At 62.1% G+C, this 14,562-nt stretch carries 12 protein-coding genes and 1 pseudogene; 3 read left to right on the forward strand and 10 right to left on the reverse strand.

The window, feature by feature from the left end; translation table 11 throughout:
* The first annotated feature begins 10 nt into the window (after window positions 1-10).
* Window positions 11-994 (forward strand): helix-turn-helix domain-containing protein, encoded by a 984-nt coding sequence (locus FAZ95_RS23195; protein ID WP_137334873.1) that lies wholly within the window; start codon window positions 11-13, stop codon window positions 992-994.
* A 283-nt stretch (window positions 995-1,277) separates the two neighbouring features.
* Here the strand turns inward: FAZ95_RS23195 and FAZ95_RS23200 are convergent, their stop codons facing one another.
* Window positions 1,278-2,744 carry a TetR/AcrR family transcriptional regulator gene (locus FAZ95_RS23200; RefSeq protein ID WP_137334874.1) on the reverse strand — a complete coding sequence of 489 codons (1,467 nt, stop codon included), beginning with the start codon at window positions 2,742-2,744 and terminating at the stop codon, window positions 1,278-1,280.
* Window positions 2,745-3,149: 405 nt separating this feature from the next.
* Between FAZ95_RS23200 and FAZ95_RS23205 the strand changes: the two genes are divergently transcribed.
* Together FAZ95_RS23205 and FAZ95_RS23210 are read left to right on the forward strand one after the other, a co-directional pair.
* The gene (locus FAZ95_RS23205; protein ID WP_254700266.1) at window positions 3,150-3,467 is read left to right on the forward strand and encodes a hypothetical protein; all 318 of its coding nucleotides are present in this window, start codon (window positions 3,150-3,152) and stop codon (window positions 3,465-3,467) included.
* A 35-nt stretch (window positions 3,468-3,502) separates the two neighbouring features.
* Window positions 3,503-3,688: a hypothetical protein gene (locus tag FAZ95_RS23210; protein ID WP_137334875.1), complete on the forward strand. Its 186-nt coding sequence runs from the start codon at window positions 3,503-3,505 to the stop codon at window positions 3,686-3,688.
* A 71-nt stretch (window positions 3,689-3,759) separates the two neighbouring features.
* Here the strand turns inward: FAZ95_RS23210 and FAZ95_RS23215 are convergent, their stop codons facing one another.
* The 9 genes and pseudogenes from FAZ95_RS23215 to FAZ95_RS23255 form a co-directional block, all read right to left on the reverse strand.
* Complete coding sequence (locus FAZ95_RS23215; protein WP_137334876.1) at window positions 3,760-4,752, reverse strand: GlxA family transcriptional regulator; 993 nt, start codon at window positions 4,750-4,752, stop codon at window positions 3,760-3,762.
* Between the two features lie 113 nt (window positions 4,753-4,865).
* A complete protein-coding gene (gene choW, locus FAZ95_RS23220) occupies window positions 4,866-5,762 on the reverse strand; it encodes a choline ABC transporter permease subunit (RefSeq protein WP_137334877.1) in 897 nt (298 codons plus the stop codon).
* Window positions 5,755-7,044: pseudogene (locus tag FAZ95_RS23225) on the reverse strand (quaternary amine ABC transporter ATP-binding protein); the annotation flags it as partial. The gene choW and the pseudogene FAZ95_RS23225, both read right to left, overlap by 8 nt.
* Before the next feature lie 194 nt (window positions 7,045-7,238).
* Window positions 7,239-8,102, reverse strand: a complete 864-nt coding sequence (locus tag FAZ95_RS23230) for a glycine betaine ABC transporter substrate-binding protein (protein WP_137334879.1) — start codon at window positions 8,100-8,102, stop codon at window positions 7,239-7,241.
* Between the two features lie 126 nt (window positions 8,103-8,228).
* Entirely contained in the window at window positions 8,229-9,374 is a 1,146-nt protein-coding gene (locus FAZ95_RS23235; RefSeq protein ID WP_137334880.1) for an FAD-binding oxidoreductase, read from the reverse strand.
* Between the two features lie 21 nt (window positions 9,375-9,395).
* On the reverse strand, window positions 9,396-10,640 hold the full coding sequence (locus FAZ95_RS23240) for an aromatic ring-hydroxylating oxygenase subunit alpha (protein WP_137334881.1): 1,245 nt from the start codon (window positions 10,638-10,640) through the stop codon (window positions 9,396-9,398).
* A gap of 47 nt (window positions 10,641-10,687) precedes the next feature.
* The gene (locus FAZ95_RS23245) at window positions 10,688-11,473 is read right to left on the reverse strand and encodes an electron transfer flavoprotein subunit beta/FixA family protein (RefSeq protein WP_137334882.1); all 786 of its coding nucleotides are present in this window, start codon (window positions 11,471-11,473) and stop codon (window positions 10,688-10,690) included.
* Entirely contained in the window at window positions 11,470-12,630 is a 1,161-nt protein-coding gene (locus FAZ95_RS23250; protein ID WP_137334883.1) for an electron transfer flavoprotein subunit alpha/FixB family protein, read from the reverse strand. Before FAZ95_RS23250 ends, FAZ95_RS23245 begins: the two co-directional genes overlap by 4 nt.
* 4 nt (window positions 12,631-12,634) lie before the next feature.
* The gene (locus tag FAZ95_RS23255) at window positions 12,635-14,560 is read right to left on the reverse strand and encodes a (Fe-S)-binding protein (RefSeq protein WP_137334884.1); all 1,926 of its coding nucleotides are present in this window, start codon (window positions 14,558-14,560) and stop codon (window positions 12,635-12,637) included.
* Window positions 14,561-14,562 lie beyond the last annotated feature (2 nt).

Genomic DNA, 14,562 nt, shown 5'->3' on the forward strand with positions numbered 1-14,562 from the left:
ATCGCCATTCATGCGCTCGAACCGCATCGCCCACAACCGATTCGATGTTTCCGGGCTGCCGCCACAGCAGCAGTTGTTAGCCTATTGGGAGCAGCTTGGCCATGTTATCGAGGTGGTGCCGTCGCTCGAGCAGATCGGACAGCCCTTTGCCTGCATCAACGACCGCTACGAAATCGGCGAATTTCGTATCAGCGACACCTTTACGGACTCTGTCGTATTCGAACGCACGATCACACGCATTTCGCGCGATAACGTACGCGGCATCGGTTTTACCATCTTCTTGGACGGTGAAGCGCATTCGGCAATTACGCACGCCGGGAGGCGCGAGTCCACATTATGCGCAGGCAGCGTGCTCGCCACCGACCTCGATCAACCGTCACGCGTCGTGCGGCAGGCGTGCCGGTACATTACGCTCGTTGTGCCCCGCAACTTGCTCGAACACGTATTCTCCGACCCGGGAGCGATACACGGCCGCGTGCTCGACCCGCGCAAGCTTGGCACGCGGCTGATCGTCCAGCATGCCAGAACGCTTGTCGAGAACTTCCGGTATATGGCGTTCGAGAACGCTCATCGCAGTCTCACCGACCTCGTTCAACTGATCGCAGCCGCCTTCGGGGAAGAGGCGGGTTTGATTGGCAATAAGCGGGCCGTCAGCCGAGCGTTGATGTTCGATCATGTGCGACGCTATGTTCGTGCCAACCTGCAGGAATGCGAACTATCACCCGAGAGCGTAATTGAATCGCTAGGGCTCCCGCGCAGTACGATTTATCGGCTGTTCGAACATGAAGGCGGACTTGGTGCTTACATCCGCCATCTTCGCTTGCGCACCGCCGCAGACGATCTCATTCGAATTCCTACCATTGCAATCAAAGACATCGGCTATTCAGTCGGCTTCAAAAGCGCTGCCCACTTTACGCGCGCCTTCCAGGGCGCCTATGAGATCACACCCAAAGAACTGCGTCTGAATAACTACCGATATCTCCACACCGAATAACCGGTGGTATTGGCGCCTGTTATTGCCTATCGATAGAACGGGTCGCAGGAATGGCTGCCGATCAGCGCCGGGATCTGCGAAAGGCACCAGTATGTCCAGCCTTAGATGCTCCCGAGCAGAAATCGGGAAGCGCGTCTGGTCGAGCGAAGTAGATAGCAACGCAGACAGCCTCCACGATTTTCGGAGCGGTTCAGTTTGTAGGGATTTGCTGATTTTTTAGTCAGGCATTCGAAGAGAACTCTCTCAGCCTCGGCGGCCCGTGCCCCGGCGTAGCCGCGCAAGGCTAGCCGGCCTCCTTCAAGCGACGACTGCCTTGCGCAATGTCGATTGCGGTCATCTTCATCAGTTCGAGGACATCACCAAGGTCAGGCAACCTGAGACTGCCACGCCCGATGAAAATCAACACGCCTTCGAGTTGGGTCACGATGAGCGTCGCACGCGCCAGACATTCGCGCGCCGTAGCCGTTCGATCAATTTCGCGCACCAAATCCACGTAGATCGCACGGTACGCGAAGTACGCCCTCTTCAGCAGCTCCTGGGTCATTTCAGAGCGCCCTGTAACCGATAACATCTCGAGCCAAAAACGGCAGACACGTGGATCGCAATTCTCCTCGAACACATCCTCGATTAATTCGCAAAGCCGTTGCAATGGCGGCTTGTCACTTGGCCTTCCCATGTCCGCGTATCGATCGAGATACGTGTTCATGAGCGCGCCTACCGTGAAGTTGAAAAGACCCTCACGTGTCGGGAAATAGTGTTGCAGTGCTGACGGCAGCAACCCCAACTCGCGGGCGATGCGCGCCTGAGTAAAGTTCGCATAACCCTCGGATGCGAATACATTGGCAGCGGTAGTCACGATCTCATTGATCTTCGCCTCTCGGCGCTTCGCCTGCATCGTTGGTCTGCTATAAAGAGCATCTTTGCCCTTGCGGTGCACAGTCAATTCGAGGCCACCTTGCAGCACGTAAATATCTGACCCGAATACTGCAGCGTGCAACTGTCCTGCCCCTGCCCTGTCGGATGGCACTTTTTTGACTGCGTCGAGGTAGTCAAGCTCAGCGTGGTTTCCTGCGAGAGCCTGCTTCCCTGAGAGTCCGGCGATCTTCTGCATGTAGCGCTTTGCGGTGCGCGCGAATGCCGCGTTATCCTTCTCAGACTCACCGCTTTCGCGCTCGAATAGCATCATGCCGCCCGCCAGAGCGGCAAGTGCAAACGCGCGGACATGGCATTCGTCTTTTGTGAATGTTTGATGGATTTGCTTGATGAGGCCGGCGATACCATCGAGATACTGCGAATAAATGTCACCCATCAATTCAGCAGCATAGGGTTCGCGATGCCCGAATGCCCACGCTTCAATGAGGAAACTCGTCAGCTTGGTCTCGTAGATATCAAGAAAGATACGCTCCGCTAACGCTGAGTAGCGAGTCGAAGCATTTTCTCCTTGCCTATTGATCAGTTCCGCGTAGCGCTCCAACGTCTCACGCATGCCCAATTCGAGAGTCACTCGCAGCAATTCTTCCTTGGTTCGAAAGTAATACTGCAGATTTCCTAGCGTAATCCCGACTCGCGCGGCCACACGGCGTGACGAAAAAGTTGCGTACCCATCCTCTTCGAAGACCTCTCGGGCTGCCCGCACAATCTCGGCGAGACGAAGTTCCCCCTTGCTCCGCTGCGCCCGCGTGATATCGGGCACGGTGAGACTGACCTCGACGGGCGTCGGCACCACTGGCGACATTGTCTTGCTCGACACGCTAGCCCCTCCAACAAAGGCAATACTTTGAATTTATTGTAGGTCACGGCACCAGGGAATGGAAACCTCCTTCGGTGACGCTGCCGGACGCGCCATACGTGGTGATGCTTTTCTGTTCCGACACTTTCTTAAGGGTTAAATCAAGCGCGCACATGCGATTCCGGTAACCCTTCTGGCCGTGACAGGCATGACCTGAGGGCTCCGGCGCCATTCCGCATCTGCGACGCGACCCACCGCGTCACGTCATACAGATAGGTGTTTTCACTCTATTTTCCACCTTGTTTTTAGGTCACTCACACACTAATCTTAGGTCAAAGAACCGGATATTTTTGGTCACATTGCACTGACAATTAGGTCGCAACGCTTTTGTGTCGGCATTTGGTCTGTGCAGTCGGAGGCATTGAGATGCTGCCGTCCTACGCGTTGCTCGAGCGCCAAAGCGAGTACCAGGCAAATCCCCCGTCGCTGCACAACGACGAAGACCTACCGAGGGTCAGTCAATCGCTCCGAGGCCAGGTCAAAAAATGGCTTGCGCCAGCGATTAACACGTCGGTGAAATTGACTCGACACGATAATCCGGACCTTCAGTGCGTCCGGGCGGAGCTGATTTCAACAACGCAGCAGAAGATCATCTTTTTCTTTAGACATCCTGATGGTGAATGGCGAGTATTTCCACCTCGCCCCACGCAGCCGACCATGCGTGCCTGCTTGATGGCAGCTTAAATCACCTTCGTCAATAGTTGAAAGGAGTGGATGAGATGGACATCCTTGAAATGGCGCGAAATTCCGGGATGCTCGTGATGCTGGACGGGCGAATCGGCCGTGAGGAATATCACAGCGTGTCTGGGTCGTTGCAGGCGCTTCAACGATTCGCAGATGCCTTACGCGAATCTCTCAGTCTCAAGGCGAATGAAAACAATGCTTGTCGCCAGCACGTCGCTTGATTGTTGCGTGAGATCGAAATTTTTCACGCGTGCCCACCGGGTCGATGCCATGTCGTGGACTCGCGTTGACGTTATCGCTTCGACATACGGCGTTCGTAGCTGGGTGCGTACCCGAAATGGGCGCGATACGCTTTACTAAAGTGACTCGGACAATTAAAACCACAACTCGTCGTAACGCGCGCGATCGGAGCATTGGTCGTCCGCAATAGAGTGCGCGCCCGCTTCAGGCGAAGCATCAAATAGTAGTGAGTCGGTGACGTGTCCAGGTACGCCTTGAACATTCGCTGCAGGTGCCGTTGAGAGAATCCAGCAAGGCGCGCGAGTCCCTCGAGCGACAAGGGTTCCTCAATGTTCGATTCCATCACCCGCACGACCTCGATCATCTCCGCCCGCGAGAAGCCAACTCGAGCGCCGATGGGGATCGGCTGCGAATCAGTCGAATTGCGGATTCGCTCGAGCACGAACTGCTCCGACACCTGCGTCGCGAGTTGCTGGCCGAATCGCGCACCGACCAGATGCAACATCAAGTCAAGTGGCGCGGTGCCACCTGTGCACGTGAGGCGGTCGCGATCGACGACGAACAGTTCGTCGGCGAAATACACTTGCGGGAACTCCTCGTGCAGAGCCGACAGGTTTTCCCAGTGGACGGCACAGCGGTAGCCGTCTAGCAGTCCGCTCGACATCAGAGCATACGCACCGGTGCAGATACTCCCGAGCGGCAGTCCGCGCTTTGCCAGCATGGCAAGCGTCGCACGCGCGCTTTCGTCAATGACCTCGCGAATGCGAATCCCCCCGCAGACGATCATCACGTCCGGCATCTGTCCGCAATCGAGCGCTTCGGTCGGCCGCACCGCGATCCCGTTGCTCGCGTGCACCGGCGCACCGTCGAGCGAATAGATCGACCACCGGTAGTGATCGGCGCGTCCGACGTAGTTCGCCATGCGCAGCACCTCCACCGCACTCGAAAACGCGATCATGGAGAAATTCGGCAACGTCAGAAAACCGAAGTGCGCGAGAGACGCGGCCGTGGATGCGCAGGCGACAGGTTCAGCAGCAGCGGACATCACAGCAACCTCCTGATGAGCGGGTGGCGCGATGCCGGCGCCGCGCCTTAAGGGCGGGAAAGCCGACACGCGGCTGCCCGGCGCCAAGGCGGCGCTGAGCAGCCCTCGGTAAATCAGGTACCGACAGCGGTTGGCTTGGCGCGAAACAACGCCTTGAGGCCTGAAAACAGCGGGGCTTTCGCGGCGCCCGGCGCGCGACCGAAGCTCTCGGTGATGCGGTCGAGAATGATCGCGAGCAGCACCACCGACAAGCCGCTTTCGAAGCCGAGCCCGATGTCGAGACGCTGGATGCTCGCGAGCACGTCGTTGCCGAGGCCGCCTGCGCCCACCATCGACGCGATGATCACCATCGAGAGCGCCATCATGATCGTCTGGTTCACGCCCTGCATGATCGAAGGCAGCGCGCTAGGGAACTGCACCTTATACAGGAGCTGCAACGGATTGCAGCCGAACGCATGGCCCGCCTCGACGATCTCGATGTTGACGTGGCGAATGCCGAGGCTCGTCAGGCGCACCGCGGGCGGCATCGCGAAGATCACGGTCGACAGAATCCCCGGCACGCGGCCCAGACCGAACAGCATCGCCGCCGGGATGAGGTAGACGAATGCCGGCATCGTCTGCATCAGGTCGAGGATCGGACGTACGATCGCGGCGACCCATTTGCTCTTGGCGGCCGCGATGCCGAGCGGGATGCCGAGCACGAGGCTGATGATCGTCGACGACAGCGTGAGGCCCAGCGTGACGACCGTTTGATCCCAGAAGCCTGTGGCGTAGATCAAGAAGAGCGCCAGCGTCGTGAAGATCGCAAAGCGCCAGCCCACGCGCCACAGACCGATGCCGATGAAGAACGCCATCATCGCCCACATCGGCACGGCCTGCAGGCTGTGCTCGACTAGCGCGGCAAGAGTCTCGATCGTTTGGCCGATGGCATCGAACGTCTTCGCATCGTGGTCGAGCAAATAGTGAACGGATTGGTCGACCCAACTACCGAGGGGAATCATTTCAGACATGGGATCCTCGCGAACGCGTGATGGCCTTCAGGATGAGCGCGCGATCGACCGAGCCGCAGTAGCAGCCCTGGTCGTCGACGACGGGCAGCGCATTCGGACTCGCGACCACGCGCGCGACGACATGTTCGAGCGACGCGTTGCGCCGGATGCTCTCGACAGGCCGCAAAGCCGGCGAAGCATTGCCCGACGCGTCGCGCGTGACGAAGCCGCGGACCTTGCGTTGCGCGTCGAGCACGAACGCGCATCCGTTGCTGCCGTTGAGTGCCGCCGCGACGTTCGTGGCGTCGGCTTCCGACACGAGCGGTACGGCGCCCGTTTGCATCAGATCGCCCGCCGTCAGATAGCGGCTCGTATCGATGCCATGGAAAAACGCGCGCACGTACTCGTCGGCCGGGTTCGCGATGATCTCCTGCGGCGTGCCGACCTGAACGAGGCGGCCGCCTTCCATGATCGCGATCCGGTTGCCGATGCGCAGCGCCTCTTCGAGATCGTGCGAAACGAACATGATCGTGCGGCGATGCTCCTTTTGCAGCTGCAGCAGCACGTTCTGCATTTCCTTGCGCTTCAAGGGATCGAGTGCGGAAAACGCCTCGTCCATGATCATCAGCGACGGGTTCACCGCGAGCGCGCGAGCGAGGCCGACGCGCTGCTGCATCCCCCCCGACAGCTCGCGCGGCAGCTTCTGCGAGAACGGCGCCAGTCCCACCTGCTCGAGCACCTCCATCGCGCGGCGCTCGCGTTCCTTCTTGCCCATGCCCGCCACCTCGAGGCCGAAGGCGGCGTTCGACAGCACGGTGCGATGCGGCATGAGCGCGAACGACTGGAACACCATGCTCATGTCCTTGCGACGCAGCGCGGTGAGTTCCGAGCGGCGGGCGGTGGCAACATCGCGGCCGCCGATCAGCACCTTGCCGGCGCTCGGGTCGACCAGCCGGTTCACGAGCCGGATCAGCGTCGATTTTCCGGAGCCGGACAGGCCCATCAACACAAAAATCTCGCCCTCCTGCACATCGAACGACACGTTGTGCACACCGACAACTTGGCCGGTCCGCTTGAGCACTTCATCCTTCGTCGCTCCGGCGGCGAGCATGTCGAGGGCCTGCTTTGGATTGCTTCCAAATACCTTGCAAAGACCTTCGACTACGACCTTGGGGGGTTGCATCGAGACCATCTCCTCATCTAGCTGAAATTCGTGCGCCTCACTCCGATGCCTACATATTTGCTAAAAAAAACAATGGCCTTTCGAAGTTTTGCGACTAGTGCTTGCGCTATTGCGACAAGTCATCCAAAAGCGGCTGGAGGAGCTTTCTAAAGAGCGGGTGGATTCTCGTCACCGGTGTGCCCACGCACCAGAAAAAGGCCCAATCGACTAGCGTCAATTGGGCCTCCTTAGCCGTCCAACGGCCATGAGCACGCGGTTCAATACCCTGTCCGACGCGCCTTCCGGCGGACAGGAATTTCGTCGTAGGATAATTTTTACTGCGCGCCTGCGACCCAGGCATTAACGCGGTCAGGATGGTCAGCGATCCACTTGTCGGCGGCGGCTTCGGGCTTCGCGCCGTTTTCGACCGCCAGCATCACGCTGTCGATCTCGCCTGGCTTCCACTGGAATTTCTTCAGGAACGCCACCACCGCCGGCGCCTTCTTGTTGAGATCCGGGTTGATCACGCTATCCACGTGCTCCGCACCGCCGAAGACCTTCTTGGGATCGTCGAGGAATTTCAGCTTCCACTTCGCGAACATCCAGTGCGGTGCCCAACCGGTCACGATAATCGGCTTGTTGGCGTGGATTTCCCGGGCCAATTCCGAGGTCATCGCGCTGCCCGAGCTCGGCATCAATTGATAGTTGAGGTTGTACGCCTTGATCGCCTCGTCCGTTTTCTTCATCACGCCGGCACCGGCATCGATACCCACGATGCGGCCGCCGAAGTCGGCCTGGTGTCCGGCCAGCTCCGGAATGCTATTTTCCGGCAGGTCCGCCGGCACGATCAGGCCAATCTTCGCATCCTGGAAGTTCGCGCCCACGTCTTCGACCTTCGACTTGAACTGGTCGTAGTACGCGGCGTGCGTGACCGGCAGCCATGCTGAGAGCGTCGCGTCGAGGTCGCCGCGCGCAACGCCCTGCCACATGATGCCCGCCGCGACCGGCACCAGTTGCACCTGGTAGCCGAGCTTCTGCTCGATGACGCGCGCGGCGACGTTCGACGTCGCGACGCTATCGTCCCAGCCTTCGACGTAGCCGATCTTCAGCGTCGGCTTGCCGTCGGCGAATGCCGGCGCGCTCAACGCCACCATCGCCGACAACGCGCCGGCCCACAACAGTTTTCCCAAAAGCTTCATGGTCAATCTCCTCTTGATAGGGCTGATGCCCCGTTGCCTGACTAGGTTCTTCCGCCGTAAATCGGCGGTATCGTTGTTATGCGACACATGTTTATCCTGGAGCGACTTCCCGCAGCGACGTCCCGGCTATTTGTCGACGACAAGATCGGTGAGCGGCTTGCTGCAGCAAAGCAGCACCATCCCCTGATCGATCTCACGCTGACGGATTCCGCCGTTGTGCTTCATCTCGACCTGCCCCGACACGAGCTTCACCTTGCAGGTGCCGCACATGCCCTGCGTGCACGACGCCGGCAGCCGCACGCCTGACTGGCGCGCCGCGTCGAGCACGTGCTGCTCCGAGCCGCAAGCGATCTCGCGGTTGCTCTTCGCGAAGCTGACCGTGAACTGCGTCGTCGCGGCATCGCCGTCCGCTGCGGGCGCGAGCTCGGCGAGCCGTTCGTCGCCGGCGGTTTGCGCGAGCGTCTCGAACGAAAAGCTTTCTTCGTGGTACTGGCTGCGGTCGAAGCCCGCTTCGTCGAGCAGGTCGCGCACCGCCTTCATGTACGGCGCGGGGCCGCACGTAAAGATTTCGCGCTCCATGAAGTCCGGTGCGATCAGCTTCAGCAGCGGTAGCGACAAAAAGCCCGTGACGCCCGGCCAGTTCGTGCGCGCGCCGACTCGCTCGACAACGAACGAAGTGCGGAAATTCGTGTGGTTAGACGCGATCAGGTCGAGCTCACGCGCGAAGATGATGTCGTCCGGCGTGCGCGCGCTGTGCACGAACACGATGTCGCGGTCCTCGGCGAGATCGTGGTGTGCGCGGCTCATCGACATCAGCGGCGTGACGCCGGAGCCGGCGGACAGGAACAAGTACTTGCGCGCCGGGTGCCGCGCGCAGGTGAACTCACCCGCCGGACCGAGCACGCGGATCGACGCCCCCGGCTGCAGGTAGTCGTGCAGCCAGTTCGACACCTTGCCGTCCGGCACGCGCTTGACCGTGATCGAGATCGTGTGCGGACGCGCGGGCGACGACGAGATCGTGTAGCAGCGGTTGATCGTCTCGCCGTCGATGTCCAGTTCGAGCGTGATGAACTGCCCCGGCTGGAACGAGAACGCACGGCCTTGCGCCGACCGGAAAAAGAAGCTCTTCACATCGTGCGTTTCCTGCCGCACGTGGCAGCACACCAGCGTTTCCTCGACGTCGCTCGTCCAACGCTCCGGAAGGGCGTTCCAGAACGCGGGGCGCGTCACTCGGCTCTCGGACGGCTCGAAATTCGCCGCATCTCGCATCATGCAATACTCCGGTTCACTGGCTTAACGCGATGCCTCGATCTGCTCGGCGAGCCGGGCGATGTACCACGCTGCGAATTTTTCGACGAGACCTTCTGTGAATGGGGAGTACGGGCCCGGCTCGTACGCGCTGCTCGCGGACCCGCTCTGCGAGAACTCGACGAGCGCGCGGTCCTGGTCGTTGGTCGCATTCCAGACCGCCGTGAGGTTTTTGACGTCGTAATCGACGCCTTCGACGGCATCCTTATGCACGAGCCATTTCGTGCGCACGAGCGTCTCGCCGGCCGACAGCGGAATCGTCGAGAACGTCACGATGTGATCGCTCATGAAGTGATTCCACGAGTTCGGCTGCGTCCAGAACGACAGGCCGCCGAGGTCGGCCTGCTTGAATTCGCCGAGCAGCTTCTTCGACGCGACTTTCGCATCGAGCGTCTGTGATTCGCCGCTACGGTCGAGCGGCAGGCGCTGCGCGCGGAAGCCGGTCGTGTCGAGCAGCCTGTCGATCTCGGCCGACGGCAGGCCCATCTCCGCCCATTCCTTGCCGCGCGTGATGCAGGTCTCCACAAAGGCGTCCATGGCCTCGGCGTTGGCTGCCGAGCGCTGATAGCCAAACCCGTATTCGTAGAGCGAAATCGTCAGCTCCGGGTGGTTCGCGACGCAGTGATAGCACTCACGGTTGTTTTCGAGCGTGAGCTTCCAGTTGCCTTTTTCGATGATGTCGACCTGCGCGGCGATCTTCGTGCTGGGCAGATGATGCGGCAGCAGATACGGCTCCATCGCCGCGCGCATCGCAGAGAAATCGGGCGGATTTTCTGCGAGGCAGACGAAGATCAAGCCCGCGAGATTCTGCACGTGAACGGACTTCAGGCTGTGCTTGCAGCGATCGAACTGCTCGCCCATATGCTCGGCGAACATCAACTGGCCGGTCAGGTTGTAGGTCCAGCTGTGGTACGGGCACACGATGTTGCCGACCGAGCCTTTATCTTCGTTGCAAAGACGTGCGCCGCGATGGCGGCAGACGTTGTGAAACGCGCGGATCTGCATGTCGTCGTCGCGCACGATCAGAATGGAGTCCTGACCGAGTTCGACCGTGACATAGTCGCCCGGCTCGGGCACGTCGGGCTCGACCGCCACCTGGATCCAGTGCTGGCGGAAAATCGCCTCCATGTCGAGCGCGAAGATCTCTTCGCTGTGATAGAAAGGCGCCTCGAGGCTGAAACTCTCCTTGCGCCGCTCGATCAGCGCACGAATGTCTGCCGATACTTTCATCGTTTGCTCCGGAATTCTTGCTTGCGGACAGGCATTGAACAGAAAAATCAATAATCGATGAGTTGATGCTCCCGCAAATACGCGAGGATCACTTGTGCTTTTTCGACCGAACTCCCGTCAATTACGACGCTCCCGCCTCGGCTTTCGGTCGTTGTCGCCGACAGCATCCGGGCATGCCCGGAGCGCTTCTCCGCGGCGGCCAGCTTGACGGGTTTGCGCTCGATCGGGCCCGCGGTCCACGCGGCCGCTTCGCCGTCCTTGCCGGGCGACACGCGCACCGGGCGGACCGTGCCCGACTTGAGCCGCGCATAGGCGTAGCGCGGCTGCGTATTCGCGAGCGGATGCACGGCGACGACCGCAGGCAGCGTCGCATCGACGCGGCGCCGCAGGCCTTTCGGCAAGAACTGCCGGACCGCCACGCGTCCTGCGTCGATCGACACGTCGACGGCCGATCCGACGAGCGGATAGCCGAGCGTTGCGGCGACGCGATACGGCAGCATCCCGGTGTCGTACGCACCCTCGGCTCGCGTGCCGGTCAGCACGAGGTCGTAGCCTTCGATGCGCGCCGCGAGCGCATTCGCGGCATCGTCGCCGTCGCGGCATGTCAGCACCTCGACCTCGTGCGCGCCGAGCGCCAAGTAGTCGGCGAGCGCCGGCGTGATCGGGTCGCCCGCGTGGATCACGTCGAGCTGCGCGTGATGGCGGTCAGCCAGCGTGCGGCCGATCTCGAGCGCAACGGCGTCGTTGCGGCTGTAGCGGGCGGTGCCGCTGACGGGGTGCCGTCCGACAGACACCAGCACCGCAATGCGTTTCAACAGTCGGGGGGTGTTCATGCTGCGACTCCCGCCAATGCGGTTGTGTTGACCGAGGTTGAGGTGTTCCCGCGTGCGGCCTGCACCTGTTCGATCAGCGCAGCGATCGTCGCCTGTGCGTCGCCGACGACGGTCAGGTTCGCTCGCTTCGCGATTGGCGCGCTGCCGTCGAGGTTCACCGCGATCACATGGCGGCAATCCTTGATGCCCTGCAGGTGCTGCACGGCGCCCGATATGCCGAAGGCGATATACACGCTCGCCTCGACCGTCTTGCCGGTCGCGCCAACCTGCTTGTCGCGTGCGAAGTGACCGTTGTCGACCGCGACGCGGCTCGCGCCGATCGCAGCGCCAAACGCTCCGGCCAGGCGCTCGAACGCGCCGATATCGGTCACGCCGTTGCCTGCCGAGACGATGAAGTCCGCTTCTTCGAGCGCGACCTGGGCGGCATCGATCTCCTCGAGGCCGAGATCGCGATACGAACGTGCGGCCTGATCCGCCGGACGAACGAAGTCGCTTGCGAGGCGCTCGCCCGCGCCGACGAATGGCAGCTTCGTATCGACCGCGTTTGGCGCGAGCAGGATCACATCGGGCAGCGCGCGCGTCGCGAACCCGCGCTTCGCGTGCGCATACACGCCAACGTGATGCGCGTCGATCTCGACGACGTGCGTCGCGACGCTCGCGCCGGCCATGGCTGCGTAGCGGCGGCCGAGATCGCCGTCGCCAGCCGCGTTGTCGGGCAGAAACACATGCTTCGGCGCGAGCGCCGCCACGCAAGCCTGCAATGCCCGCAGCTCGCTATCGGGAGAAAACATGCGGCGGTCGAAGCCAGCCAGCTCGATCAGCTTGTCGACGCCAAGCGCCGCCGCATCCTCCTTCAGTTCGCCGAGCACGAGCAGCGCGACTTCGGTCTGCGCATCGGCGAGCAGCGCGGCGGCGGCCACGGCCTGGCGCGCGTGCTCGTCGAGCGCGCCGCGCTCGCTGTGTGCGACGACGAGAAAGACGTGATTCGGGGCGCTCACTGTGCGGCGCGGTTTCGCGGCTGGGGTGCCGTGCGCATGGGCGGGCCACTGCGCGGCGCTTGTGTCCGCGCTGCCGGTCTCGCCGAGCGTGATCCGCTTCAGGCCCGCCGCCGTGACCGTGAACGGCCTGCGCGGATCGATTCTTTTGATGGTATTCATCGCTTCACTCCAGCGCGCCGGCGACGAGTTCCGCCACGTCCAGCACTTCCGGACGCGGGCCGACCACGCCCTCGAGCATCGCCGTGCAATTCGGGCATCCGACAGCAACCACTTCCGCACCGATCGCACGCGCATCCGCGATCCGGATATCGGGAATGCGCTGCTTGCCGGGAATATCGGTCAGCGGCGCACCGCCGCCACCGCCGCAGCAGCGTCCGCGCATGCCGTGCCGCTCCATTTCGACCACCTGGATGCCGATCGATTTCAGCAGCTTGCGCGGCGCTTCGGTCTCGCCGTTATAGCGGCCCAGGTAGCACGGGTCGTGATAGGTCACGCGCTTGTCGCGCAGCGCGGCCGCGGCCTTCGGCGAGAGCTTGCCTTGCGCGACCAGCTCCGCGATGAAGCTCGTGTGATGCTGGACTGGGTAACGTCCGCCCAGTGCGCGGTATTCGTTTCGCAGGCTGTGCATCACGTGCGGATCGGCCGTAACGATCTGCTTGAAGCTCAATCGATCGAGCGTGCCGATCAAGCGTTTTGCGAGCCGCTGGAACGTCGCTTCGTCGCCGAGGCGCCGCGCGACATCGCCCGTATCCGTTTCACTGCCGCCGAGCACCGCATAGTCGACGCCCGCTTTGTTCAACACCTTCACCAGCGCACGCAGCGTGCGCTGATAGCGCATGTCGAACGCGCCTTCGCCGGCAATCAGCAGCACGTCGACGGGCTTGCCCGGTTGCGCGGTGGGCGCGTTCAGATCGACCGCCCAGTCGTAGCGCGCCGCGATGTCGTAGCCGCCCGCCGAGCCGGTCTCGCGCAGATTCGCGAGCACTTCAGCGCCCTTGCCCGGCACTTCGCCGTGCACGAGCGTCTGGTTGCGGCGCATGTCGACGATCGCATCGACGTGCTCGATCAGCATCGGACACTCTTGCACGCACGCGCGGCAGGTCGTGCACGACCAGAGCGTATTGGCTTCGATCAGGCTCGACACGATCGGTCCGTTCGGCTCGCCGCGATGCTGACCGACCGCGATGCCCGGCGTCGGGCTGCCGGCGTAGGCCGCGTCGCTGCCGCCCGCCATCCCGACGACGAGATCCTGAATCAGCTTCTTCGGGTTCAGCGGCTGGCCCGACGCGAACGCGGGACACGCCGCTTCGCACTTGCCGCACTGCACGCACGCGTCGAAGCTCAAGAGCTGGTTCCAGCGGAACTCGACCGGCTTCGCCACGCCATATTCCTGATGCTCGATGTCGGGCAGCTTCAGCGCAGTCGGCGGCGTCGCGCTACCGTTGCCGGTGAACGCTTCGCGGTTCGCCGCGAAACGCTCCTGGCGCGGATGGAACGCGAGATGCAGCAGGCCCGCGATCGCGTGCTTCATCGGGCCGCCTTTTGCCGCGCCGAACGTCATCGCAAACGCGCCGATGCCGATCAGCACCGCGAAGGTCACGGCAAGCCCCTTCGACATCGCCGGCGCCGGCACGGTCACGAACAGCAGCAGCCCCAGCGCGAACGACCCGAGCAGCCACGGCAGCGCATCCCAGGGGCCGCGCGAGAGCCGCGCCGGCACGTTCTTCGTGTGACGGCGGCGCCACACGAACACCGTTCCGATCAGCATCGCGAGCGCCGCAAGAAAGATCAGCTTGTCGAGCCACGGCGAATAAATCGCGAGCCCGTAGTTGACGAACACCAGCGCGAGCGCAGCGATCGCGCCGCCAGCGGTGGCGACGTGCGTCTTCGCGATGTAGGGATCGCGCGCGACCACGTGGTGCAGATCGACGAAATAGCGCTTCGGGATCGCGAACAGGTTCGCGACGCCGAACGCGCCTGGAGCAGTGGCCCGCCCGAGACGCCAGTACGACGAGCGCTTTACGACCGCGAACGCGAGCCCCGCCACCGACAGCCACAGCAATGCGGTAATCAGAAAGGCCGGATTCATCG

Origin of the sequence: Trinickia violacea (assembly GCF_005280735.1) — a bacterium.
Classification (GTDB): Bacteria; Pseudomonadota; Gammaproteobacteria; order Burkholderiales; family Burkholderiaceae; genus Trinickia_A; species Trinickia_A violacea.

Bases quoted from the DNA above. Each gene is read 5' to 3' on its own strand.
- FAZ95_RS23215 (WP_137334876.1), bottom strand. From the start codon at position 4,752: ATGTCCGCTGCTGCTGAACCTGTCGCCTGCGCATCCACGGCCGCGTCT.
- FAZ95_RS23240 (WP_137334881.1), bottom strand. From the start codon at position 10,640: ATGAAAGTATCGGCAGACATTCGTGCGCTGATCGAGCGGCGCAAGGAG.
- FAZ95_RS23250 (WP_137334883.1), bottom strand. From the start codon at position 12,630: ATGAATACCATCAAAAGAATCGATCCGCGCAGGCCGTTCACGGTCACG.
- FAZ95_RS23255 (WP_137334884.1), bottom strand. From the start codon at position 14,560: ATGAATCCGGCCTTTCTGATTACCGCATTGCTGTGGCTGTCGGTGGCG.
- FAZ95_RS23195 (WP_137334873.1), top strand. From the start codon at position 11: ATGCGCTCGAACCGCATCGCCCACAACCGATTCGATGTTTCCGGGCTG.
- FAZ95_RS23245 (WP_137334882.1), bottom strand. From the start codon at position 11,473: ATGAACACCCCCCGACTGTTGAAACGCATTGCGGTGCTGGTGTCTGTC.
- FAZ95_RS23235 (WP_137334880.1), bottom strand. From the start codon at position 9,374: ATGATGCGAGATGCGGCGAATTTCGAGCCGTCCGAGAGCCGAGTGACG.
- FAZ95_RS23230 (WP_137334879.1), bottom strand. From the start codon at position 8,102: ATGAAGCTTTTGGGAAAACTGTTGTGGGCCGGCGCGTTGTCGGCGATG.
- FAZ95_RS23205 (WP_254700266.1), top strand. From the start codon at position 3,150: ATGCTGCCGTCCTACGCGTTGCTCGAGCGCCAAAGCGAGTACCAGGCA.
- FAZ95_RS23210 (WP_137334875.1), top strand. From the start codon at position 3,503: ATGGACATCCTTGAAATGGCGCGAAATTCCGGGATGCTCGTGATGCTG.
- choW (WP_137334877.1), bottom strand. From the start codon at position 5,762: ATGTCTGAAATGATTCCCCTCGGTAGTTGGGTCGACCAATCCGTTCAC.